This window comes from Flexivirga sp. YIM B11880 (assembly GCF_058148645.1).
The window spans coordinates 1-22,369 of sequence record NZ_JBMAMH010000024.1 but is presented as its reverse complement, the minus strand read 5'-3'; the positions used below and the strand labels follow the sequence as shown (position 1 = coordinate 22,369).

17 protein-coding genes, 1 tRNA gene and 1 pseudogene are annotated in these 22,369 nt (G+C 68.8%); 16 read left to right on the top strand and 3 right to left on the bottom strand.

Annotation, left to right across the window (positions count from 1 at the left end; genetic code table 11):
* Window positions 1-138: 138 nt before the first annotated feature.
* A complete protein-coding gene (locus ACN8HC_RS19320; protein ID WP_490076482.1) occupies window positions 139-4,011 on the bottom strand; it encodes a multifunctional oxoglutarate decarboxylase/oxoglutarate dehydrogenase thiamine pyrophosphate-binding subunit/dihydrolipoyllysine-residue succinyltransferase subunit in 3,873 nt (1,290 codons plus the stop codon).
* A 255-nt stretch (window positions 4,012-4,266) separates the two neighbouring features.
* On the opposite strand from ACN8HC_RS19320, the gene ACN8HC_RS19315 reads away from it, so the two are divergent.
* The 11 genes and pseudogenes from ACN8HC_RS19315 (at window position 4,267) to ACN8HC_RS19265 (ending at window position 13,335) form a co-directional block, all read left to right on the top strand.
* Window positions 4,267-5,112 carry a DUF4097 family beta strand repeat-containing protein gene (locus ACN8HC_RS19315; RefSeq protein ID WP_490076479.1) on the top strand — a complete coding sequence of 282 codons (846 nt, stop codon included), beginning with the start codon at window positions 4,267-4,269 and terminating at the stop codon, window positions 5,110-5,112.
* On the top strand, window positions 5,109-5,681 hold the full coding sequence (locus ACN8HC_RS19310) for a PadR family transcriptional regulator (protein WP_490076478.1): 573 nt from the start codon (window positions 5,109-5,111) through the stop codon (window positions 5,679-5,681). Before ACN8HC_RS19315 ends, ACN8HC_RS19310 begins: the two co-directional genes overlap by 4 nt.
* A 321-nt stretch (window positions 5,682-6,002) precedes the next feature.
* A complete protein-coding gene (locus ACN8HC_RS19305) occupies window positions 6,003-7,322 on the top strand; it encodes a hemolysin family protein (RefSeq protein ID WP_490076481.1) in 1,320 nt (439 codons plus the stop codon).
* Window positions 7,319-8,344, top strand: a complete 1,026-nt coding sequence (locus ACN8HC_RS19300; RefSeq protein ID WP_490076477.1) for a hemolysin family protein — start codon at window positions 7,319-7,321, stop codon at window positions 8,342-8,344. The genes ACN8HC_RS19305 and ACN8HC_RS19300 overlap by 4 nt, the downstream gene beginning before the upstream one ends.
* A gap of 154 nt (window positions 8,345-8,498) precedes the next feature.
* The gene (locus ACN8HC_RS19295; protein WP_490076476.1) at window positions 8,499-9,533 is read left to right on the top strand and encodes an extracellular solute-binding protein; all 1,035 of its coding nucleotides are present in this window, start codon (window positions 8,499-8,501) and stop codon (window positions 9,531-9,533) included.
* Window positions 9,530-10,393 (top strand): sulfate ABC transporter permease subunit CysT, encoded by an 864-nt coding sequence (cysT, locus tag ACN8HC_RS19290; RefSeq protein ID WP_490076475.1) that lies wholly within the window; start codon window positions 9,530-9,532, stop codon window positions 10,391-10,393. Before ACN8HC_RS19295 ends, cysT begins: the two co-directional genes overlap by 4 nt.
* A gap of 7 nt (window positions 10,394-10,400) precedes the next feature.
* Window positions 10,401-11,213, top strand: coding sequence for a sulfate ABC transporter permease subunit (locus tag ACN8HC_RS19285; protein ID WP_490076474.1), 813 nt, complete (start codon window positions 10,401-10,403; stop codon window positions 11,211-11,213).
* Window positions 11,210-12,175, top strand: coding sequence for a sulfate/molybdate ABC transporter ATP-binding protein (locus ACN8HC_RS19280; RefSeq protein ID WP_490076473.1), 966 nt, complete (start codon window positions 11,210-11,212; stop codon window positions 12,173-12,175). Before ACN8HC_RS19285 ends, ACN8HC_RS19280 begins: the two co-directional genes overlap by 4 nt.
* Before the next feature lie 18 nt (window positions 12,176-12,193).
* A complete protein-coding gene (locus ACN8HC_RS19275; protein ID WP_490076472.1) occupies window positions 12,194-12,649 on the top strand; it encodes an RrF2 family transcriptional regulator in 456 nt (151 codons plus the stop codon).
* 96 nt (window positions 12,650-12,745) lie between these two features.
* A pseudogene (locus ACN8HC_RS19270) lies at window positions 12,746-13,096 on the top strand (VOC family protein); the annotation flags it as partial.
* Window positions 13,021-13,335: a VOC family protein gene (locus tag ACN8HC_RS19265; protein ID WP_490076480.1), complete on the top strand. Its 315-nt coding sequence runs from the start codon at window positions 13,021-13,023 to the stop codon at window positions 13,333-13,335. The pseudogene ACN8HC_RS19270 and the gene ACN8HC_RS19265, both read left to right, overlap by 76 nt.
* Window positions 13,336-13,498: 163 nt before the next feature.
* Here ACN8HC_RS19265 and ACN8HC_RS19260 read toward each other — a convergent pair whose 3' ends face one another.
* Window positions 13,499-15,028, bottom strand: coding sequence for a glycosyltransferase 87 family protein (locus ACN8HC_RS19260; protein ID WP_490076471.1), 1,530 nt, complete (start codon window positions 15,026-15,028; stop codon window positions 13,499-13,501).
* A gap of 131 nt (window positions 15,029-15,159) precedes the next feature.
* Window positions 15,160-15,231: transfer RNA gene (locus tag ACN8HC_RS19255), tRNA-Arg, on the bottom strand.
* A 96-nt stretch (window positions 15,232-15,327) separates the two neighbouring features.
* Here ACN8HC_RS19255 and lysA point away from each other — a divergent pair.
* The 5 genes from lysA (at window position 15,328) to rho (ending at window position 22,326) form a co-directional block, all read left to right on the top strand.
* On the top strand, window positions 15,328-16,719 hold the full coding sequence (lysA, locus tag ACN8HC_RS19250) for a diaminopimelate decarboxylase (protein ID WP_490076470.1): 1,392 nt from the start codon (window positions 15,328-15,330) through the stop codon (window positions 16,717-16,719).
* A 9-nt stretch (window positions 16,720-16,728) separates the two neighbouring features.
* A complete protein-coding gene (locus tag ACN8HC_RS19245; protein WP_490076469.1) occupies window positions 16,729-18,018 on the top strand; it encodes a homoserine dehydrogenase in 1,290 nt (429 codons plus the stop codon).
* Window positions 18,018-19,106, top strand: a complete 1,089-nt coding sequence (gene thrC, locus ACN8HC_RS19240; RefSeq protein ID WP_490076468.1) for a threonine synthase — start codon at window positions 18,018-18,020, stop codon at window positions 19,104-19,106. Before ACN8HC_RS19245 ends, thrC begins: the two co-directional genes overlap by 1 nt.
* Complete coding sequence (locus ACN8HC_RS19235) at window positions 19,103-20,065, top strand: homoserine kinase (protein ID WP_490076467.1); 963 nt, start codon at window positions 19,103-19,105, stop codon at window positions 20,063-20,065. Before thrC ends, ACN8HC_RS19235 begins: the two co-directional genes overlap by 4 nt.
* 200 nt (window positions 20,066-20,265) lie before the next feature.
* Window positions 20,266-22,326 carry a transcription termination factor Rho gene (rho, locus tag ACN8HC_RS19230; protein WP_490076466.1) on the top strand — a complete coding sequence of 687 codons (2,061 nt, stop codon included), beginning with the start codon at window positions 20,266-20,268 and terminating at the stop codon, window positions 22,324-22,326.
* Window positions 22,327-22,369: the final 43 nt, after the last annotated feature.

Genomic DNA, 22,369 nt, shown 5'->3' with positions numbered 1-22,369 from the left:
ACCTCGCACGCCACATCCAGCACCTCATCCGCGACGCCCTCACCGAATCTGTCACCCTGCCAGTCCCGGCCGAACAACCACTCCAAAACGCCGCTTGACAGATATAGGAGCATCTCCCCCGCTTCGCTCCTCCGCTACTCAACCGGCGCTGCGGGTGAAGGCGTCGTGGAGGAGTTGCTCGCGCTGCTCGTCGTGACGCTTGTGGGAGCCGGTGGCCGGGGCGGCCGACGCCGCGCGGGAGACCAGCCGCAGCGGGCGGGTCTCGCCGAGCGGAGCAAGCAGCTCCGGCAGGTTGAGCGCCATGAAGGGCCAGGCGCCCTGGTTCTTCGGCTCGTCCTGCACCCAGAGGACATCCGCGTTGGGGTACTTCGCCAGCTCGGCGGCGATCTCCTCGGCCGGGATCGGCGCCAGCTGCTCGACGCGCACGATCGCCGTCTTCGAGTCCTTGCGCTTGGCGCGCTCGGCCTCCAGGTCGTAGACCACCCGCGACGACGCCAGCAGCACCCGCGTCACCTCGCCACCGTTGAGGCCGGCGGTGTCCGGCAGCACCGGCTGGAAGCGGCCCGAGGTGAAGTCCTCCGGGCTCGACGTCGCGGCCTTCACCCGCAGCAGCTGCTTGGGGGTGAAGACGATCAGCGGCTTGCGCGGACGCGCCGCCGCCTGACGGCGCAGCAGGTGGAAGTAGGACGCCGGTGTCGACGGGTAGGCGATCGTCATGTTGTCCTCGGCGAACAGCTGCAGGTAGCGCTCGATGCGCGCCGACGAGTGGTCGGCGCCCTGGCCCTCGTAACCGTGCGGCAGCAGCAGCACGACGGAGGAACGCTGCGCCCACTTCTGCTCACCGGAGCTGATGAACTCGTCGATGATGGTCTGCGCGCCGTCGGCGAAGTCGCCGAACTGCGCCTCCCACAGCACCAGGGCGTCCGGGCGCTCCACGGAGTAGCCGTATTCGAAGCCCATCGCGGCATACTCACTGAGCAGCGAGTCGTAGACCCAGAACCAGGCCTGGTCCGGCGAGAGGTAGCGCAGCGGCGTCCACTCGTTGCCGTTGGTGTGGTCGATCAGCACCGAGTGCCGCTGCACGAACGTGCCGCGGCGGCTGTCCTGACCGGCGAGGCGCACCGGGGTGCCCTCCATCAGCAGCGAGCCGAACGCGATCAGCTCCGCCATCGCCCAGTCGATGCCACCGCTGGTGGTCATGTCGGCGCGGCGCTGCATCAGCTTGGCCAGCTTCGGGTGGACGGTGAAGCCCTCCGGCGGGCTGACCCAGGTCTTGCCGATCCGCAGCAGCTCGTCGCTGGTGATCGCCGTGTCCAGGTCGCTGCCGTCCACGCGGGTGTCGTCCTGGGCCTGCGCGGACGGGCGCTCCAGCCCGCCGTGGCCCTCGGCGTCGGTGCCCACCGAGCTGTCGGCGGCCGGCGCGGACGCCTCTTGCTTGGCGGCCTTGGTCTCGGTGAAGACCCGCTCCAGCTGTGCCTGGTAGTCCTTCAGCGCGGCCTCGGCCTCGTCCGGCGTGATGTCGCCACGACCGATCAGCGCCTCCGTGTAGAGCTTGCGGACGCTGCGCTTGGACTCGATGAGCTTGTACATCATCGGCTGGGTCATCGACGGGTCGTCGCCCTCGTTGTGACCACGCCGGCGATAGCACACCATGTCGATGACGACGTCGCGGTTGAACTTCTGCCGGTATTCGTAGGCCAGCTCGGCGACCCCCACGCACGCCTCGGGGTCGTCGCCGTTGACGTGGAAGATCGGCGCCTGCACCATGCGCGCCACGTCGGTGCTGTATGTCGAGCTGCGGCTCTGCGACGGCGCCGTGGTGAAGCCGACCTGGTTGTTGACGACGATGTGGATCGTGCCGCCGGTGCGGTAGCCGCGCAGCTGCGACAGGTTGAGCGTCTCGGCGACCACACCCTGCCCGGCGAACGCCGCGTCACCGTGCATCAGGATCGGCAGCACGGTGAACGCCGAGCCGGCCAGGTTGATGCGGTCCTGCTTGGCGCGCGCGATGCCCTCGAGCACCGGGTCGACGGCCTCCAGGTGCGACGGGTTGGCCGCCAGGTAGACGCTGACGCTGTTGCCGGCGTCGGACTTGAACGTTCCCTCGGTGCCGAGGTGGTATTTCACGTCACCCGAACCCTGCACCGACTTCGGCCGCGGGTTGTCCTCGAACTCCCGGAAGATCTGCCCGTAGGACTTGCCGGCGATGTTGGCCAGCACGTTGAGCCGGCCGCGGTGCGGCATACCGATGCAGACTTCGTCCATCCGGTCGTCCGCGGCGTCGGAGATGATCCGGTCGAGCATCGCGATGACCGACTCACCGCCCTCCAGCGAGAAGCGCTTCTGCCCGACATACTTCGTCTGCAGGAAGGTCTCGAACGCCTCGGCGGCGTTGAGCCGGCGCAGGATCCGCAGCTGCTCGGCGCTGGACTGCTTCTCGTAGCCCTTCTCGACCTTGCTCTGGATCCAGGCGCGCTGCACGGGGTCCTGGATGTGCATGTATTCGATGCCGATCGAGCGGCAGTAGGCGTCGCGCAGGATGCCCAGGATCTCGCGCAGCTTCAGGAACGGCTTGCCGCCGAAGCCACCGGTCGGGAAGGTGCGGTCCAGGTCCCACAGCGTCAGGCCGTGCGTGGTGACGTCGAGGTCGGTGTGCCGGCGCTGCTTGTATTCGAGCGGGTCGGTGTCGGCCATCAGGTGGCCGCGCACGCGGTAGGCGTGGATCAGCTCCTGGACCCGGGCGACCTTGTTGATGTCGTCGTCGTGGCCGGCGTCGATGTCCTGCACCCAGCGGATCGGCTCGTAGGGGATCTTCAGCGACTGGAAGATGTCGTCGTAGAAGTTGTCCTGGCCGAGCAGCAGCTGGTGCACCACCCGCAGGAACTCGCCCGAGACGGCGCCCTGGATGACCCGGTGGTCGTAGGTGGAGGTCAGCGTGATGATCTTGCTGACGGCGTTCTTGTTGAGCGTGTCGCTGCTCGCGCCCTGCCACTCCGCGGGGTATTCGAGCGCGCCGACGCCGATGATCGCGCCGGCGCCCTTCATCAGCCGGGGGATCGAGTGGACGGTGCCGATGCCGCCCGGGTTGGTCAGGCTGATGGTCGTGCCGGCGTAGTCGTCGACGGTCAGCTTGTTGCTGCGCGCCTTGCGCACGATGTCCTCGTATGCCGCCCAGAACTGCGCGAAGTCCATCTCCTCGGCGCCCTTGACGCTGGGCACGACGAGCGTCCGCGACCCGTCGTCCTTGTGCAGGTCGATGGCCAGCCCGAAGCCGACGTGACCCGGCTTGACGAGCGTCGGTTTGCCCTTGTCGTCCTCGCCCAACGCGTAGTTCATCTCCGGGACGAGCTTGAGCGCCCGGATGATCGCGTAGCCGATGATGTGGGTGAAGCTGACCTTGCCACCGCGGCTGCGGGACAGGTGGTTGTTGATGACGATGCGGTTGTCGATCAGCAGCTTGGCCGGGACGGCGCGCACGCTGGTCGCGGTCGGCACCTCGAGGCTGGCCTCCATGTTGGAGACGATCCGGGCCGCGACGCCCTTGAGCGGGATGGTCTGGTTCTCGGCCGGCCCGACCTCGGGCACCTTGGGGGTGGACGCGTCACGCGCGATGACCTTGCCCTCGGACAACTCCCAGTCCTTGGGGTTGGGGCGCGGGGCTTCTTCCTTGGGCGCCTGCCGCGCGGCGCCCTTCGGCGGCTCGGCGACGGCGGTGCCCTGCTCTGTCGTTAGCTGCTGGGTCTTGGGCTGCTGGGCCTCGGCCTGTGTGGGCTTGGGCTGCTCGGTCTTGCCGGGTTGGTCGCTCTCGGCGGGCGGCTGTGACGTGGTCTCCGTGCTCGGCTGGCCGTTGCCGGCGGGCGTGCGGCCCGGCCGGTAGTCCTCGAAGAAGCTCCACCACGCCTTGTCGACGGAGTTCTTGTCCTTCTTGTACTGCTCGTAGAGCTCGTCGACGAGCCATTCATTGGGTCCGAATGTCGCGAGGGGGTCAGGCGACTGGGATGACACGCGAATGCGCCTCTTTCGTCAAGGTCGGCACGGCCATTGCTGAGGATGTGCGGCGGATGCGGAGTTTGCAGGCGTATGACGACAGGAATCGACACACGGGTCCAGCGTAACGTGACGGGACTCCACTGCCACACCTGGTCCACGGGCTGTGCTATGGGGTGAGCACCGGCTTCCGGAGGGTCTTGACCGGCATACATTTCGCGACATATCGTGTCTGCGAACACGCGATATGTCGCGAACGGACGGCAAGGAGATGACGGCATGGCGCAGCAGTGGGAGATCAGCGAGCCGAAGCTGCTCGACGTCGGTGGTGAGGGCGAGCGCGTCGCCGTGCTCAGCGTCGCGTTGATCGGCGGTCATGTCGACGTCGTCACGCATGACGACACCGGAGCGGCGAGCGTCGAGGTGCAGGAAGTGGTCGGTCCGCCGCTGAAGGTGACCTGGGACGGGCGCAAGCTCGAGATCAGCCACGTCAAGGCGGAGGGGTCGAGCATGTGGGAGACCATCAAGGGTCTCGGCGGCGGCGTCTCGGGCAATGTCCGGGCACGGGTCTCCGTCTCGATCCCGGGGGACGTCAAGACCAGCATCAACACGGTGAGCGCGGGAGCGGTGGTGAGCGGCATCCACGCCAACGCGTCGCTCAACACGGTCAGCGGCGACGTCGCCGCCGACGACCTGGACGGGCGCATCGAGGTCAACGGCGTCTCCGGGACCTTCGAGGGGCGCAACCTGCGCGGCCGGCTGGAGGCCAACACTGTCTCCGGCGCGATGACGGTGCACCACAGTGCGCTCGACCCGATCGAGCTGAACGGCGTCTCCGGTGACATCACCCTGGACCTGACCGACTTCCGGACTCGGGTGGAGTCCAACACGGTGTCCGGTGACGTGACCGTGCGGGTGCCGCAGGGCGGCGGCTACCGGGTCAAGGTATCGACCATGTCCGGCGCGGCGATCGTCGACGGCATGAAGCTCGGCGGCAAGTGGCACCGCGGCGGCGAGGCGCGCGACGGCGACGAGGCGTTGCGCATCTCGGCCAACTCGATGTCCGGTGATGTCGTCGTGCTGCGGGCGGCACCTGGTCCGGATCTTTCCAAGGATCCGTCATGAGTCCGGTCTTTGCGCACGGACAACTCCGGCTCTATCTGCTGGCATTGCTCGCCGAGGGTCCGCACCACGGCTACGAGATCATGCGCGACCTCGAGCAGCGGTTCAACGGGCTCTACACGCCGAGTGCGGGCACGGTCTATCCGCGGCTGGCCAAGCTGGAGGAGGAAGGCCTGGTCCGGCGCAGCGACGACGGGCGGAAGGCGACATACACCCTCACCGACGCGGGACGGGCCGAGGTCGCGGCCCGGCAGGACGACCTCGGTGACCTGCGCGTGGACCTGGACCGGTCGGTCAGCCAGCTGGCCGAGGAGGTGCGGTCGCGCGTCAAGGGGGAGGCGGCGGATCTGCGCGCCGAGCTGAAGGCGGCCGCACAGGAGGCCCGGCGCGCCGCCCGCCCGGTCTCGAGTGCCGGCCCGTCGGACGGTCGGGACGACTTCGAGCGGGCGATCAACCAGTTGCGGGAGACCACCCGCAAGATCGTGCGAGCCAAGAAGAGCACCGAGGCCGTCCGGGACGAAGTGCTGCGGATCGTGCAGGAGGCGCAGCGGCAGGTCGACCGGTTGCGCTAGCCCGCTGATCGACCGATCGCGCCCAGCACGCTGATCGAGTAGCGGGGGAGCGAAGCGGCGGAGCCCCTCACCCACGCTGATCGAGTAGCGGGGGAGCGAAGCGGAGGAGATGCGTATCGAGATCAAGGGGCTAGGCGGTGGCGCTGGTCTCGATACGCGGATTCCCCCGCTGCGCTCCTCCTCCGCTACTCGACCGGCGCAAGCGGTGCTCCTGCTGCGCTCCTCCGGCCCTTACTCGGCCACCGCGGGTCGGCCGGCGCGGGCTCGGCATACGCGACCGGCACAGCCGGCCCGTGCGCATGACACGATGACCGCACCATGTTGGTGGAATGGCTATTGGTCCTCGCCGGGGTCGTGCTGACCGTCGGCACCGCGCTCTTCGTGGCTGCCGAGTTCAGCCTGGTCGCACTCGACCGCCCCGCGGTGCAGCGTGCCGTCGACGCGGGCGACAGCCGAGCCGGTGGCGTGCTCGCCGCGTTGCGACAGCTGTCGACGCAGCTGTCGGCGGCGCAGGTTGGCATCACGATCACGACGCTGGTCCTCGGTTATCTCGTCGAGCCGTCGCTCGGCTCTCTGCTGGAGGGTCCGCTCGAGTCGATCGGCGTCGGGCAGGGTGCGTCAGCGGCTGTCGCCACGGTGTCGGCGCTGGTCATCGCCTCGCTCTTCTCGATGATCGTCGGTGAGCTGATCCCGCAGTTCCTCGGCATCTCCGCGCCGCTGCCGGTCGCCAAGATCATCGCCCGGCCGATGCGCATCGTCGCGGCGGTCACCCGGCCGCTGATCGTCATCCTCAACGGCTCCGCGAACGCGTTGCTGCGCATGGGTGGGATCGAACCGCAGGAGGAGCTGAGCGCGGCACGTACGCCGCAGGAGCTGTCGTCCATGGTGCGCCGGTCGGCGGAGGCGGGCACGCTCGAGGAGGGCACCGCCCGGTTGCTCGCCCGGTCGCTGGACTTCGGCGAGCGGACCGCGGCTGACGTCATGAGCCCTCGCGTGCGCTGCGTGTATGTCGAGCGCGATGCCACTGCCGCAGATGTGGTGGATCTGGCTCGAAACACTGGGCACTCGCGGTTTCCGGTGCTCGGCAACGACTGGGACGACGTCGTCGGCGTGGTCCATGTCAAAAAGGCGATCGCGGTGCCGCAGGACCGCCGTGACGACGTGCCGGTGACCGCGCTGATGATCCGGCCGGTCCTGGTGCCGGAGACGATCCGGCTCGATCCGTTACTGCTCCTGCTGCGCGCCGCCGGCTTCCAGTTGGCGATCGTGGTCGACGAATACGGAGGCACCTCAGGGGTTGTCACGCTTGAGGACGTCATCGAGGAGATCGTCGGTGAGGTGAGCGACGAGCACGACCCGCGTGTCGACGTCAGCCGGCTGCTGCCGGACGGGTCCTGGACGGTGCCCGGGCTGTGGCGCCCGGACGAGGTGCACGACCGGATCGGGGCGAACATCCCGGAGGGTGCCTACTACGAAACCGTCGGGGGATTCGTGATGTCCGCGGTCGGCAGGGTGCCGCAGGTGGGTGACGAGGTCGCGCTCGACGGGTGGACACTGCGGGTGGTCGCGATGGATGGCCGCCGGGTCGACCGGGTGCGGATCGCGCCCGTCATACAGTCCGCGATGGGGGACCGCGCATGAAGCTCTTCCTCTCGCTGGTCTTCCTGATGGGCAACGCGTTCTTCGTCGGGGCTGAGTTCGCCGTGATGACGGCGCGGCGCTCGCAGCTGGAGCCGCTCGCGGCCGCCGGCTCGAAGCGCGCGAAGCTGAGTCTTGAGGCGCTGGAGAACGTTTCGTCGTTGCTCGCCTGCGCGCAGCTCGGCATCACAGTGTGCTCGGTGCTGCTCGGTGCGGTGGCGGAGGATGCGCTGCACCACCTGATCGAGCCCATCTTCTCCGGATTCGGCGCACCGGACGGCGTGACGACCGGGGTGTCGCTGCTGCTCGCCCTCCTGATCGTCGCCTACTGCCACGTGGTGCTGGGCGAGATGGTGCCGAAGAACCTCGCAATCGCCGGACCGGACCGCGCGGCGCTGCTGCTGGCGCCGGCGCTGTTGTGGGTGACTCGCGTGCTGCGGCCGATCATCCGGGCGGTCGAGGCGATCGCGAAGTGGGCGGTGCGACGCTTCGGCGTCGAGCCGAAAGATGAGGCAACGTCAGCATTTTCGGCTGAAGAGGTCGAGCTCATCGTGGCCGAGTCGCAACGCGAGGGCTTGCTGCAGGAGGAGCAGTCGGCGCGGGTGCAGGGTGCGCTGCAGTTCACCGACCGGGTCGCGGCCGACGTCGCCGTGCCCGTCGACGAACTGGTCACCGTGCGCGTGGGTGCGACACCGGAGGACATCGAACTGCTGGTCGCGAAGCACGGCTTCTCGCGCTACCCGGTGCTGGACCGGTCCGGGGTGATTGCTGGCTACGTGCACCTCAAGGACGTGCTCTACGCGACCGACGAGGCGTATGCCGAGCCGGTGCCGCCGCGGCGAATTCGCTTGCTTGCCACCGTTGCTCCCACCGACGACGTCGACGACATGCTCGTCACCATGCAGCGCAGCGGCGCCCATCTCGCCCGCGTGGTCGACGGTGCCGGCACGGTGCTCGGCGTCGTGTTCCTCGAGGACGTGCTGGAGGAACTGGTCGGTGAGGTCGAGGACGCCACCCGGCGGTAACCGCCGCGCACGGCGGTCGCTACGCACCTGGCTGGCCAGCTACTTATTGCGGTGACGACGCCGTGCCGACAAAAGAATGCTGTGTTCGTCGGGCGCCACTACCTTCCCGAGTAACCCGCTAGACAAAGCAGGTAAACCCGGGAAGGGCCTTCGCATGGACACACACTTGACGCGCACCCGTCGTACGCTCGCCATCGTCGCGGCAGGTGCATTCGCCGTCTGTGCGACGGCATGTGCTCCCAGCAGCAGCAAGACACAGGGCGGCAACGGCGCCTCGGGGGGCAAGGTTTCGATCGTCGGGTTCTCGGTGCTCAAGCCGGGCTACGACGCGCTGACGAAATCCTTCGCGGAGACCTCGGCGGGCAAGGGCGTGCGCTTCTCGCAGTCCTTCGGCGCAAGCGGCTCGCAGAGCAAGGCGGTCGCGAGCGGCCAGCCTGCCGACTATGTCGGGCTGTCCTTGGAGCCGGACATGACCAAGCTGGTCCCGAAGTTCGTCGCCGCCTCGTGGAACAAGGGCACGGACGCCGGCATCGGCTCGACCTCCGTCGTCGCGATCGTGGTTCGCCCGGGAAATCCGTTGCACATCAAGGGCTGGGACGACCTGATCAAGCCTGGTGTCAAGATCGTGACACCGGATCCGGGGACCTCCGGATCCGCGAAATGGAACATCCTGGCGGCGTACTCGCACGGCTTGCAGACCGGCGGCACTCAGGCTGCCGGCACGGCATACCTGAAGAAGTTCTTCGCCCATGTCGTGAGCAAACCGGACAGCGGCGCGGACGCGACGACGGCATTCCTCGCCGGCACCGGCGACGTGCTGATCTCCTACGAGAACGAAGCAATCGCAGCCAAACAGGCGGGTAAGAAGCTGGACTACGTCGTCCCGGCCGACACCTTCAAGATCCAGAACCCCGTGGCGGTCACCAAGTCCGCATCTTCGGCGGCGAAGCGCTTCTTGCAGTACGTGCAGAGCGACGCCGGCCAGAAAGTGTTGGCGGGCGTGGGTTTTCGTCCGTTGAACCCAGCCGATGTGCCGGCGAAGGTCGCTGGTGCCAACAATCCCGCCACGCCCTATCCGGCGATCGCCAAGCTGGAAACCATCGCTGACCTCGGCGGCTGGTCGAAGGTCAACACCGAGTTCTTCGGCGACAACGGCATCGTGACCCAGGTCGAAAAGGCGGATGGGTGACCACCGCCCTCGACATACGAACGGAGTCGGAGGCCACCGACCCCGCCGGAGCGCGCTGCGCGGTCGCCGACGAACGGGCTCGGCTGCAGTTGCCCTCCGGTGCGGCACTCGGTGTTTCGACCTTGTGGCTCAGCCTGCTCGTCCTCATCCCGCTCGCGGCGGTCGTGGTCAAAGCGTTCGGTGGCGGCTGGTCCGGCTTCTGGCACGCTGTCACCGCCGAACAGGCAATGGCGTCAATCCGTTTGACGGTCGGCATTTCGGTCGTCATCACCGTCGTCAATGCGGCGATGGGCACGGTGATCGCCTGGGTACTGGTGCGGGACGACTTCCGCGGCAAGCGACTCGTCGAGATAGTCATCGACATACCGTTTGCGCTGCCCACGATCGTGGCGGGGCTGGTCCTGATCAGCGTCTATGGACCGGACAGCCCGATCCACCTGAACATCTACGGGACTCGGCTCGCCGTCGCCTTCGCGCTGGTCTTCGTGACCTTGCCGTTCGTCGCGCGGGCCGTCCAACCGGTGTTGCAGCAGCTGGACCCCGAGGCGGAGCAGGCGGCAGCGTGCCTCGGCGCCGGTCCGGTCACGATCTTCAGCCGGATCGTCCTGCCGCAGTTGCTGCCCGCCATCGCCTCGGGCGCCGGTCTCGGCTTCGCGCGGGCGATGGGCGAGTACGGCTCGGTGCTGCTGATCAGCGGCGGGCTCGACCACACCGAGGTCACCTCCCTGTATGCGTACGGCCGTATCCAGAACTACGACTTCGTCGGTGCCGCAGCGGTTTCCACGGTGCTCCTGGTGATCAGCCTCTCGGTCCTGCTCACCCTCGATGCCCTGCAGCGGAGGGCGCGACGCCGTGGCTAGTCGTGCGATGAGGCGGTCCCGGAGTGGACGGCTGGGGCTGCGGGTGCTGGCCCTGGCCTACATCGGGGTGCTGGTGATAGTCCCGTTAGTCGTCATCGTCGCGCGGGTGATCGGTGACGGGTGGACCGAGCTCGTCGACGCGCTCAGCTCGCCGGCAGCCGTCACGGCATACCGACTCACCCTTGAGGTGTCGGTGGTTGCAGTCGTGCTGAACACCGTCTTCGGCGTCGGTTTCGGGATCCTGCTGACCCGGTACCGGGTGCCCGGCCGACGACTGCTGAGCGCCGCCGCGGACATGCCCGTCTCGGTGTCGCCGATCATCGCCGGGCTCGCCCTGGTGCTGATCTACGGGCCGGTGGACGGCTGGTTCGGCGCGCCGCTGGCCGATTCCGGCATACAGGTCATCTACGCCCTGCCCGGCATGATCCTGGCCACCACGTTCGTGTCCTTCCCGCTGGTGCTGCGGGAGGTCGTGCCGGTCCTGGAGGAAGCCGGCACGGAGATGGAGCAGGCCGCGAAGGTGCTGGGTGCCAGCGCCTGGCAGCAGTTCGTGCGGATCACGCTGCCCACGATCCGGCCGGCGCTCGCCTACGGGCTGGTGTTGAGTCTGGCGCGCTCGCTCGGCGAATTCGGTGCAGTGCGAGTGGTGTCCGGCGGGATCAGCGGCGCCGGACAGACCCAGACGCTGACACTGCTCATTCAGGACAAGTACCAGCAGCTGGAGGGCGGCACCTACCAGATCGCCCTGTTGCTCGTGGTGGTCACCGTCGCGGCGATCGTGACGGCGTCACTGCGAAGGGACAAGAGAGGAAGCACATGAGTATCGAGGCACGCGGGATCAGCAAGCGGTTCGGCGACTTCGTCGCCCTGGACGATGTCAGCCTTTCGGTGCCGTCGGGGCAGCTCACCGCCTTGCTCGGACCCAGCGGCGGCGGCAAGTCGACGCTGCTGCGCATCATCGGCGGTCTCGAGGAAGCGGACGCAGGCACCGTGCGGATCGACGGCACGGAGGCGACCGCGCTGCCCGCCCAGCGACGCAACGTCGGCTTCGTCTTCCAGCACTACGCCGCGTTCAAGCACTTGTCCGTCTACCGCAACGTCGCGTTCGGGCTCGAGGTGCGCAAGCGTCCGAAGGCGGAGATTCGCCGGCGGGTGAGCGAGCTGCTGGAGTTGGTCCATCTCGAGCAGTTCGCCGACCGGCTGCCCGCGCAGCTGTCCGGCGGCCAGCGGCAGCGTATGGCGCTGGCGCGCGCACTGGCGGTGGAGCCGAAGGTGCTGCTGCTGGACGAGCCGTTCGGGGCGCTGGACGCCAAGGTTCGCAAGGAGCTGCGCGACTGGCTGCGACGATTGCACGACCAGGTCCACGTGACAACGGTTTTCGTGACTCACGACCAGGATGAGGCGCTCGAGGTCTCCGACGAGGTCGTCGTGATCAACCACGGCCGGATCGAGCAGGTTGGCACACCCGATGAGCTGTACGACCATCCGGCCAACGACTTCGTCATGGGCTTCCTCGGCCCGGTTACCGAATTCGACGGCCGGCTGGTGCGCCCGCATGACCTGGAGCTGTTCGACGAGCCGCGGGACGGTGCGGTGATGGCGAAGGTGGAGCGGCTGAATCGGGTCGGCTTTCAGACCCGGGTCGACTTGCAGATCCCGAACGGGTCCCCGTGGGCGCAGCTGTCGCGCGGCCAGGCCGACGCGCTCGCACTCGAAACGGGTGCGCACATCTGGGTCCGCCCGTCCGGCCGAGTCCCGGCATCGACGTTCGTTTCGCGGTGAGGGTGCGAAGATGCTGCCGTGGAGATCTCGGCGAAGAGTGAGTACGCGGTGCGTGCGCTGCTCGAACTTGCCGCCCGCGAACCCGATCTGGTCAAGGCCGAGACGATCGTCGCCAGTCAGGAACTGCCGCGGAAGTTCGTGGAGTCGATCCTCTCCGAACTCCGGCGCGGCGGGCTCGTGCGCAGTGTTCGCGGTGCCGAAGGCGGCTACGGCCTGGCCCGGCCGGCGAGCGAGATCAGCGTGGGCGCCGTGATCCGCGCGGTGGACGGGCCACTCGCCGAGGTGCGTGGCCTGCGGCCGCACGAGACGGCATACACCGGTACCGCCGAGCATCTGCCCGAAGTGTGGATCGCCTTGCGTGCCAGTGTGCGCCGCATCCTGGACGAGACCAGTCTGCAGCAGGTCCTGACCGGTCAACTTCCCCGACACGTTCGCCGGTTCACCGACAATGCGGAGTCGTGGCTCCCGCGGTGATCGCCGACGCCTCCCGGTGACGGTCGAACCGGCGGGTGACGGCGCAGCTGCGGCGTCACCGGCTGGTTCAGACGTCAGTGGTGGGGAAGGGCGTCAGTGCTGCCCCGGTTCGCTGGCGGCGCTAGCGTGACGAGACATCCGATCGAGGAGAAGCCCGTGCCGTCATACCCCGTCCTGCTGCACACCGCGATCGACGCCCGGGACTGTCGGGGACTCGCCGAGTTCTACCGGCAGCTGCTCGGGTTGCACTATCGCGACGCTGACGAGCCGCCGGTGAGCGGTGCCGACGACGCCGACTGGCTGGTGCTACTGAACGACGCAGGCGAGCGCGTGCTGGCCGTGCAGGAGAAGAAGGACACCACGCCGCCGACCTGGCCGTCGGAGGAGGTGCCGATGCAGTTGCACCTGGATTTCGCCGTGTCCTCGGTCGAGGAGTTGACGCGGCACCGCGACCGGGCGGTGGCGCTCGGCGCCCGCATGATCCACGACCGGTCCGCCGATGGCGAGGAGCCGCTCTNTTGCACCTGGATTTCGCCGTGTCCTCGGTCGAGGAGTTGACGCGGCACCGCGACCGGGCGGTGGCGCTCGGCGCCCGCATGATCCACGACCGGTCCGCCGATGGCGAGGAGCCGCTCTACGTGCTGGCTGATCCGGCCGGGCACCCGTTCTGCCTGCTGGTGGGGTGAGTACGGCGGCGTAGCGTCCAGTAGAAGGTGCGCCAGGGCGCACGTTCTACTGGACGCAGGCGGCTGCTGCCCCGCTCGGCGGGTCCGGGTGCCACCGGCCCGACTCACCTGCGATCGGCCAGCCGGTTGTTGCGGCGAGCACCACGTCACTCGATGGTGGTGCTCAGGACCGGTAGACGGTCGTTACCTCGTCCTGGAACAGCACCGTGTCATGCTGCGCCAAGCGACGCTGCACGATCTGCAGCCAGCTCACCGTGGGGCTCCAGAGCACCGTCGCGTCGCCGGAGTGCAGGTATTGATACAGCTGGCCCGGCCAGGTCTGATGTCGCGCCGCCAGTTTCGCCGGGGTGTTGAAGACGAAGGTCGTCCCGGTGACGTCGATCCAGTTCGGGCAACCGTCGGCCAGTCCGCGGCTCAGTGCGTCCAGCCGGAGCAGCACGGTGGGGTTGTTCGACGTGACGCACTTCTCGTGCTGCACCGCGCGGGTCATCTGCGCCGCGCCGGGATACGGCAGGGCGGCCTGGGTGCCCGTCACCGTGAGCAGCGCGGCGATCGCCGCGATCGCCCCGGTGGTGACGTATGCCGGCCGGCGTGGTCTGTGATGCCGGGACACCGCACACGCCGCCGCGCCGACAGTGACGGCGAACGCGACGGTGAGGTAGTCGCCGTAGTACTCGAACCAGGTCGGCGCCGCGAGCAGCACGGCCAGTTGGGCGCTGACGACCAGCACCATGATCCGGGCCCGGGGCACGGCGCGCCAGGCGAGCACGACCGCCAGGACGAAGCCGAGCACGAACAGGACCGACCCGACCACGCCCACCACCGCTGGGGTGTCCGCCCAGGTGCGGAAGAACGGAGTCCCTACCGTGCTCAGCCCGGACAGCCGCTCCACCAGCGGGTATCGGCGCTGGCGGCCCGCCTGGCCGAAGATCACTGACTGGAGCATCCCGGACGGGTCGGCCAGGAAGAACGGCACGATGACGACTGAGGCGGACAGGGCAGCCCCGGCCGCCATACGCAGTGCGGCTGCGACGCTTCGGGTCCGGCCGCCGTGCCACAGCACGACCAGCGCGACCGGCAGGACCCACCAGATCTTGACCGCCATCGTCAGACCGATCACGAGCCCGGCGAGCACGTCCGCGCGCCGGGCGGCCAGCCGCTGCGCCCGGAACGCCGCGAGCAGGCCGAGCAGCAGGAAGAGGTTGCCCAGCGGCTCCAGCTTGATCTGGCACTCGGCTTCCATCGCACAGAACCAGGTGGCGTGGAAGATCCCCGCGACGAGCGCGCCGCGGCGGCCGATGCCGAAGTGGCGGCAGAGGCGCATGACGAGCAGCGTGTTGACGCCGCCGAGGACACAGAACGTCAGGGTCGCGATGACGAACGCGTGCCAGTCGCTCATGACGTAGGTCAGCGCGGCGAACGGCGTCAGCAGCACGGTGATGCCGGGTGGGTGCACCATCGTGAAATCGCGGTAGGGGAGCCGGCCGTGGAGGAGTGCGTCCGAGCCGGAGAAGTAGACGCCGCAGTCGTAGCCGATGATGCCGTGGATGCCGCCGTCACGCAGGAGGATGCCGAGCCGGAGGAGCACGGCGACGGTCACGGTGATGAGCTGGGTGAGGAGCCACCGGCGGTCGAGCAGCCCGCGCGTTGCCAACCCGGATGTCCGGGTGTGTGGGGCCTCCGCGGTAACCATGACTCTGCGACGCCTGCTATTTCTGTCGTGACTGACAAACCAGCAGCAAGCTGCAGGCTTTCGTGCCCCCGACCCGCCTGCTGCTTCTGCCGCGGGCACAAGAATGCCAGCAGCAAGCTGCTGGCTTCTCGTGCCCCCGGCAGGATTCGAACCTGCGCTCCCGCCTCCGGAGGGCGGTGCTCTATCCCCTGAGCTACGGGGGCGTGCGGCGAACCGCGCGTCGCAACGCTACCAGCCGAACTGCACTGCTTCCGAATCGGCCGGGACCGCCGCGCTGCCCACCCGCCGGACGAGGGCGTATGGCGGGAGCGGCGCCGCCGTATCGTGTGCCCGTGACTTCCGCGACCACCAGACTGGCATCCCACGTGTGGCCGACCGGTTTGACCGAGACGGCCGACGGTGCGCTGTCCCTGCACGGTCATCCGCTGTCGGAGCTGGCCGCGACGTACGGCACGCCGGCATACCTCGTCGACCTGCCCGACCTGCTGGACCGCGCGCGCTCCTTCCGGGACGAGTTCGCCGCGGCGTTCGCGGCGATCGGGACGACGTGCGACGTGTTCTACGCGGGCAAGGCGTTCCTGGCGTCGCCGCTCGCCCGGTTGCTCGACGCCGAGGGACTGAGCCTGGACGTGTGCACCCGCGGCGAGCTCGCAGTGGCGGCCAAGGCGGGCTTCCCCGGCGCACGGATCGGCATGCACGGCAACAACAAGTCGGCCGCCGAGATCGACGCAGCGATCGACTATGGGGTCGGCCGGATCGTCGTCGACTCGCTCGAGGAGATCGAGCGGGTGGTCGCTGCTGCGCGCGCACACGGCGTCCGCGTGCCGGTCATGCTGCGCGTGAAGACCGGCGTCGAGGCGCACACCCACGAGTTCATCGCGACCGCGCACGAGGATCAGAAGTTCGGCTTCAGCCTGTCCGGCGGACAGGCGGCGGAGGCCGCTGCCGAAGTGTTGCGCCACCCCGATGCCTTGCAACTGCTCGGCTTTCACTCACACATCGGTTCGCAGATCTTCGACTCCGACGGCTTCCGGGTCGCTGCCCAGCGGCTCATCGCGATGCAACTGCAGATCGCCCAGCAGCACGGCGTGGTGCTGCCGGAGCTTGACCTGGGCGGGGGATTCGGCATTGCCTACGTCCCGGACGACGAGCCGCTCTCGCCGCGGGCGATGGCCACGCAGCTGGCGGCGATCGTGCGGGCCGCGTGTGACGACGCGCAGACCCCTGTGCCGCGCGTGTCGATCGAGCCGGGCCGGGCGATCGTCGGGCCGGCCGGGATCACGCTCTACGAAGTGGGCACGGTCAAGCCGGTGCAGACGACCGACGACCTGACCCGCACCTACATCTCGGTCGACGGCGGCATGAGCGACAACCCACGGCCCGCGCTCTACGAGGCGGACTACACCGCGACGCTGGCGAATCGCGCCGGCTCGCCGGACACCGCGCAGTCGCGGGTGGTCGGCAAGCACTGCGAGTCCGGCGACATCGTGGTCCGCAACCAGCAACTGCCGCAGGACGTGCGCCCGGGGGACCTGCTCGCCGTCGCGGCAACCGGTGCCTACTGCCGGTCACTGGCCAGCCAGTACAACCACGTGCCGCGCCCGCCGGTGCTCGCGGTCACGGAGGGCGGTGTGCGCACCTGGCTGCGCCGCGAGACCATTAACGACCTGTTGTCCCTCGAAGGGGAGTAGAAGAAGCCCATGGCGGAGCCACTGAAGGTAGCCCTGCTCGGCTGCGGTGTGGTCGGCAGCGCGGTTGCGCGCCAGCTCACCGAGTCCGCCGACGACCTCGCGGCGCGGGTCGGTGCCCCGCTCGAGCTCGTCGGTGTCGCGGTCCGTGACACGTCAAAGCCACGACCCGAATCCGGTGTTCCTGCAGACCTTTTCACGACCGACGCCGAGTCGCTCGTCACGCGCGCGGACCTGGTCATCGAGCTGATGGGCGGCCTCGAGCCGGCGCGCTCGCTGCTGCTGCGAGCCATCGAGCACGGTGCCGGCGTCGTGACCGCCAACAAGGCGTTGCTCGGAGCGGATGGTCCTCGGCTGTATGCCGCGGCCGATGCCCGCGGCGTCGACCTGTCCTTCGAAGCGGCGGTGGCGGGCGCCATACCCCTGCTGCGGCCGCTGCGTGAGTCGCTCGCCGGTGACGACGTGCAGCGGGTCATGGGAATCGTCAACGGCACCACCAATTTCATCCTCGACAAGATGGACCGCACCGGTGCCGCGCTGCCCGACGTGCTCGCCCAGGCGCAGGAGCTCGGGTATGCCGAGGCCGATCCCACTGCCGACGTCGAGGGGTATGACGCCCAGGCCAAGGCCGCCATCCTCGCCTCGCTCGCCTTCCACACCCGCGTCGCGACGGACGACGTGTACTGCGAAGGCATCATGGGCATCACCGCTGACGACATCCGCGACGCACGCAAAATTGGTTGTGTCGTCAAGCTTCTCGCGATCTGCGAGCGGACGCCGGACGGTGTGAGTGCGCGTGTGCACCCGACGCTGGTGCCGCGCTCCCATCCGCTCGCGTCCGTCCACGACGCCTTCAACGCGGTCTTCCTGGACACCGCGCTCGCGGGTGAGCTGATGTTCTACGGGCAGGGCGCGGGTGCCGCCCCGACCGCCTCGGCGGTGCTCGGTGACCTGGTGCAAGCAGCCCGCCACCGGATCGACGGCGGCCACGGGCCGCGCGAGTCGGCATATGCCGACCTGCCGATCCTGCCGGTCGCCCGCACGCGGACCAGCTACTTCATCCGGCTGGACGTGCTCGACCGGTCGGGCGTTCTGGCGCGAGTGGCGAACGTCTTTGGCGCGCAAGGTGTTTCGATCGAGAGCATGCGGCAGGGCGTGCGCCGGTCAGAGGACGGCATGGCGATCCTGCAGCTGGTGACGCACCAGGCCCCGGACGCCGCCCTGGCGGCAACGGTGGAGGGACTACGAAAGTTGGACGACGTGCACGACGTGAGCTCCGTGCTCCGGGTGGAAGGACTGTGATGGCAAGGCAGTGGCGAGGAGTCATCCGCGAATATGCCGACCGGTTGCCGACGTTGGCGGGCGCGCCGGTCGTCACCCTCGGTGAGGGCGGCACGCCGCTGATCCATGCGGAGTGGCTCAGCAACCACGTCGGCGCAGACGTGCACGTGAAGTACGAAGGCCTCAACCCGACGGGCTCGTTCAAGGACCGCGGTATGACGGCCGCCATTTCGGCAGCCGCGAAATCCGGTGCCAAAGCAGTGATTTGCGCGTCCACGGGCAACACCTCGGCGTCGGCCGCGGCATACGCGACGAAGGCCGGTATGACGTGCGGCGTGCTCGTCCCCGAGGGCAAGATCGCGATGGGCAAGCTCGCCCAGGCGATCGCGCACGGTGCCCAGCTGCTGCAGGTCGACGGCAACTTCGACGACTGCCTGACCCTGGCGCGCAAACTGGCCGAGTCCTATCCGGTGGAGCTGGTCAACTCGGTCAACCCGGCGCGCATCGAGGGTCAGAAGACCGCGTCGTTCGAGGTGATCGACGTGCTCGGTGACGCTCCCGACATTCACTGTCTCCCGGTCGGCAACGCCGGCAACATCACTGCCTACTGGAAGGGATACCGCGAATCTGCAGCCCTGCCAGCCGGATCGGACGGTCACGCCACCAAGACGCCCCAGATGTGGGGCTTCCAGGCGGCGGGTGCGGCGCCGATCGTCAAGGGCCACCCGGTCGACGAGCCCGACACCATCGCGACGGCCATCCGGATCGGCAACCCCGCGTCCTGGAAGCAGGCGCTCGCCGCGCGCGACGAGTCCACCGGCCTGATCGATGCCGTGACCGACGAGCAGATCCTGCGGGCGCACCACCTCATCTCCAGCAAGGAGGGCATCTTCGTCGAGCCCGGCTCCGCGGCGAGCATCGCCGGACTGCTGATGATGCACGAGCGCGGCGACATTCCCGCCGGCGCGACCATCGTCTGCACCGTGACCGGGCACGGCCTGAAGGACCCGCAGTGGGCGCTGCGGGACGCCGACGGCCAGCAGGTCCAGCCGACCAAGGTCCCGGTCGACGCCGTGACCGCCGCCCGCGCGCTGGGGCTGGAAGGGTGACCGAGGCCGCCGATCTCGTGGAGTCTCAACTGTTTTCAGCCGGGCAGTCCGTCACGGTCGAGGTGCCGGCGAGCAGCGCCAACCTCGGGCCCGGCTTCGACTCGATCGGGCTGGCACTCGGCATCACCGACACCGTGCAGGCGACCGTCGGGGGGGACGGGCTGCGCGTGACGGTCGAGGGTCACGGTGCCGACTCGGTGCCGACGGACGAGGGCCATCTGATCTGGCGGTCCGCGCTCGCGATGTGGCAGCGGGTCGGCGTCGAGCCGCCCAGTGGGCTGACCCTGCGGTGCCGCAACGACATACCGCACTCGCGCGGTCTCGGATCGTCGGCCGCGGCCATCGTCGCCGGGCTCGCGCTGGCGCTCGGCCTGGTCCGTGACCGGATCGACAACCTGGCCGGGCTGGCGATGATCTCCGACCTCGCCGGCGAGATCGAGGGCCACCCGGACAACGCCTCCGCCAGCGTGTATGGCGGACTGACGGTCTCCTGGGCCGACGACAACGGCGGCGGCTGGCGCACGGTCAACCCTCGCTTGCACCCGGACGTCCAGGTCGCGGTGCTGCTGCCCGAAGCGACGCTGGCGACCGATTCCGCGCGCGCCGCGCTCGGCGAGAACGTGTCGCTGTCGGCCGCGGCGTCCACCGCCGGTCGGGCGGCGCTGTTGGTCCACGCCCTCACGGCGGAGCCGGGGCTGCTGCTGCCGGCGACCCGCGACTGGCTGCACCAGGAGCCCCGCAGGGCGTCATACCCGGAGAGTATGGCGGTCGTCGACCGACTCCGCGGCCAAGGCCTGGCCGCGACGATCTCCGGTGCCGGCCCCGCGGTGCTGGTGCTCGGCACCGGCGCGCTGGCACTCGACGCGGAGCAGCTGATGCCGGGGTGGCAGGTGCTGCGTCCGGGAGTTGCGCACACGGGTGTGCGAGTCGTTTCGCGTTCGGTGCCTCACACGGTGTAGGTTTGGTTCTGCATCGACGGCCCAAGCCGACCGCGTGACAGTTGTGTCCCGGATGTCGATGCCTCACCGCACTGCTGCACACCGAGTCTCTTCGGCGATGTGTATGTCGGTGATGAGTGTTACTTCGCTTCGGAAGCAACAATTTTTGGCATACCCCACACCGGCGCCAGTGCCGGACTAACGAGGGGGAAGGAACCTTCGTGACCGATACCACCGAACTCACCGCGTCGACCCCGGCGTCCGCTTCGAGTTCCAGGGGCAACCTGAGCACCATGAAGCTCGACGAGTTGAAGCAGCTCGCCGTGACCATGGGGATCAGTGGCACCTCCAAGATGCGCAAGAGCGACGTGCTCGCGGCGATCCGCGAGCGCGGCGGTGAGAAGAACGCGGTGGCGGCCGATGCCGTGCAGACCGCGCCCCGTCGCTCGCGTCGCGCCACCTCCGCGCCGGTGAACCCGGCCGAGGCGGACCGCACCGACACCGCACCCGCCGCGCAGGCTCCTGCCGCTGCGCCGACCGAGGCCCCGGCGGCCCCGGCCACCTCCCAGCAGAACGACACGCCGCGCCGCGAGCAGGCCGCCGACGCCGACGTTCCGCAGTCGCGCAACGGCCGGGCCGACCGCGAGCAGACTCGCAGCGACAACGATGCCGAGGCGCGTGACGGCCGCGACGACAAGCGCGACAACGGCGACGGCGAGAGCGACAAGTCACAGCGTCAGGGCGACGACCGTGGTGACCGACGCGGCAACCGCGAGAGCAACCGGGACGGCGGTCAGCAGGGTGGCAGCAACCGCCAGGGCGGCGCCAACGACCGTAGCTCCGGGGACCGCGGCAACCGCGGCGGCGACTCCAACCGGCAGGGCGACTCGAACCGTCAGCAGGGCGGCAACAACCGCCAGGGTGGCTCGGGCGAGCGCAGCAACGACCGGAACACCAACGACCGCAACGAGCGCAGCAACGACCGGTCGAACGACCGCAACGACCGCAACAACGACCGCTGGAGCGACGACGGCGGGAACGGCCGCAGCCGTCGTCGTCAGCGCGGCCGGGACCGCAAGCGCGGGCGCGGTCGCGAAGACTTCGGTGAGGTCGACACCCAGGTGCGCGAGGACGACGTCCTGGTGCCCGTGGCGGGCATCGTCGACGTCCTGGACAACTACGCGTTCGTGCGGACCAGTGGCTACCTGCCCGGCCCCAACGACGTCTACGTGCCGCTCGGCATGGTCAAGAAGAACGGCATGCGCAAGGGCGACGCCGTCACCGGCGCGATCCGGGCACTCCGCGAGGGCGAGCAGCTGCCGAGCCGGCAGAAGTTCAACGCGCTGGTCCGCATCGACACGGTCAACGGGATGACGCCGGAGCAGGCCAAGGAGCGCGTCGAGTTCAACAAGCTGACGCCGCTCTATCCCCAGGAGCGGCTGCGCCTGGAGGACGACCCCAAGCACCTGACCAATCGCGTGATCGACCTGGTCGCGCCGATCGGCAAGGGCCAGCGTGGTCTGATCGTCGCGCCGTCCAAGTCCGGTAAGACCATGGTCATGCAGGCGATCGCCAACGCGATCACCACCAACAATCCCGAGTGCCACCTCATGGTCGTGCTCGTCGACGAGCGTCCCGAGGAAGTCACGGACTTCCAGCGCTCGGTCAAGGGAGAGGTCATCTCCTCGACCTTCGACCGTCCGGCGTCGGACCACACCGAGGTCGCCGAGCTGGCGATCGAGCGCGCCAAGCGGCTGGTGGAGCTCGGCCAGGACGTGGTGATCCTGCTCGACGGCATCACCCGCCTGGGTCGCGCCTACAACCTGGCCGCACCGGCCAGCGGGCGCATCATGTCCGGTGGTGTCGACTCCGCCGCGCTCTACCCGCCGAAGAAGTTCTTCGGCGCGGCCCGCAACATCGAGCACGGCGGCTCGCTCACCATCCTGGCGACCGCCCTCATCGAGTCGGGCTCGCGCATGGACGAGGTCATCTTCGAAGAGTTCAAGGGCACCGGCAACTGGGAGCTGCGCCTGTCGCGTCAGCTCGCTGAGCGCCGCATCTACCCGGCGGTGGACGTCAACCAGTCCAGCACCCGCCGGGAAGAGATCCTGCTCGGCCACGACGAGCTGAAGATCATGTGGAAGCTGCGCCGCGTCCTCGCCGCGCTCGACTCCCAGCAGGGCATCGAGCTGCTGCTCGACCGGCTCAAGAAGACCGGCTCCAACACCGAGTTCCTGGTGCAGGTGCAGCAGACCAGCTCGATCAAGACGGACGACGACTGAGCCGCTGGCTTCGACTCCTCGCGAGACAGGGACGGCGCCGCAC

What these genes read in the sequence shown, in the direction of transcription:
- ACN8HC_RS19315 (WP_490076479.1), top strand. Translation starts at nt 4,267, where the DNA reads ATGGCGCAGCAGTGGGAGATCAGCGAGCCGAAGCTGCTCGACGTCGGT.
- ACN8HC_RS19310 (WP_490076478.1), top strand. Translation starts at nt 5,109, where the DNA reads ATGAGTCCGGTCTTTGCGCACGGACAACTCCGGCTCTATCTGCTGGCA.
- ACN8HC_RS19300 (WP_490076477.1), top strand. Translation starts at nt 7,319, where the DNA reads ATGAAGCTCTTCCTCTCGCTGGTCTTCCTGATGGGCAACGCGTTCTTC.
- ACN8HC_RS19295 (WP_490076476.1), top strand. Translation starts at nt 8,499, where the DNA reads ATGGACACACACTTGACGCGCACCCGTCGTACGCTCGCCATCGTCGCG.
- ACN8HC_RS19285 (WP_490076474.1), top strand. Translation starts at nt 10,401, where the DNA reads ATGAGGCGGTCCCGGAGTGGACGGCTGGGGCTGCGGGTGCTGGCCCTG.
- ACN8HC_RS19280 (WP_490076473.1), top strand. Translation starts at nt 11,210, where the DNA reads ATGAGTATCGAGGCACGCGGGATCAGCAAGCGGTTCGGCGACTTCGTC.
- ACN8HC_RS19260 (WP_490076471.1), bottom strand. Translation starts at nt 15,028, where the DNA reads ATGGTTACCGCGGAGGCCCCACACACCCGGACATCCGGGTTGGCAACG.
- lysA (WP_490076470.1), top strand. Translation starts at nt 15,328, where the DNA reads ATGGCGGGAGCGGCGCCGCCGTATCGTGTGCCCGTGACTTCCGCGACC.
- ACN8HC_RS19245 (WP_490076469.1), top strand. Translation starts at nt 16,729, where the DNA reads ATGGCGGAGCCACTGAAGGTAGCCCTGCTCGGCTGCGGTGTGGTCGGC.
- thrC (WP_490076468.1), top strand. Translation starts at nt 18,018, where the DNA reads ATGGCAAGGCAGTGGCGAGGAGTCATCCGCGAATATGCCGACCGGTTG.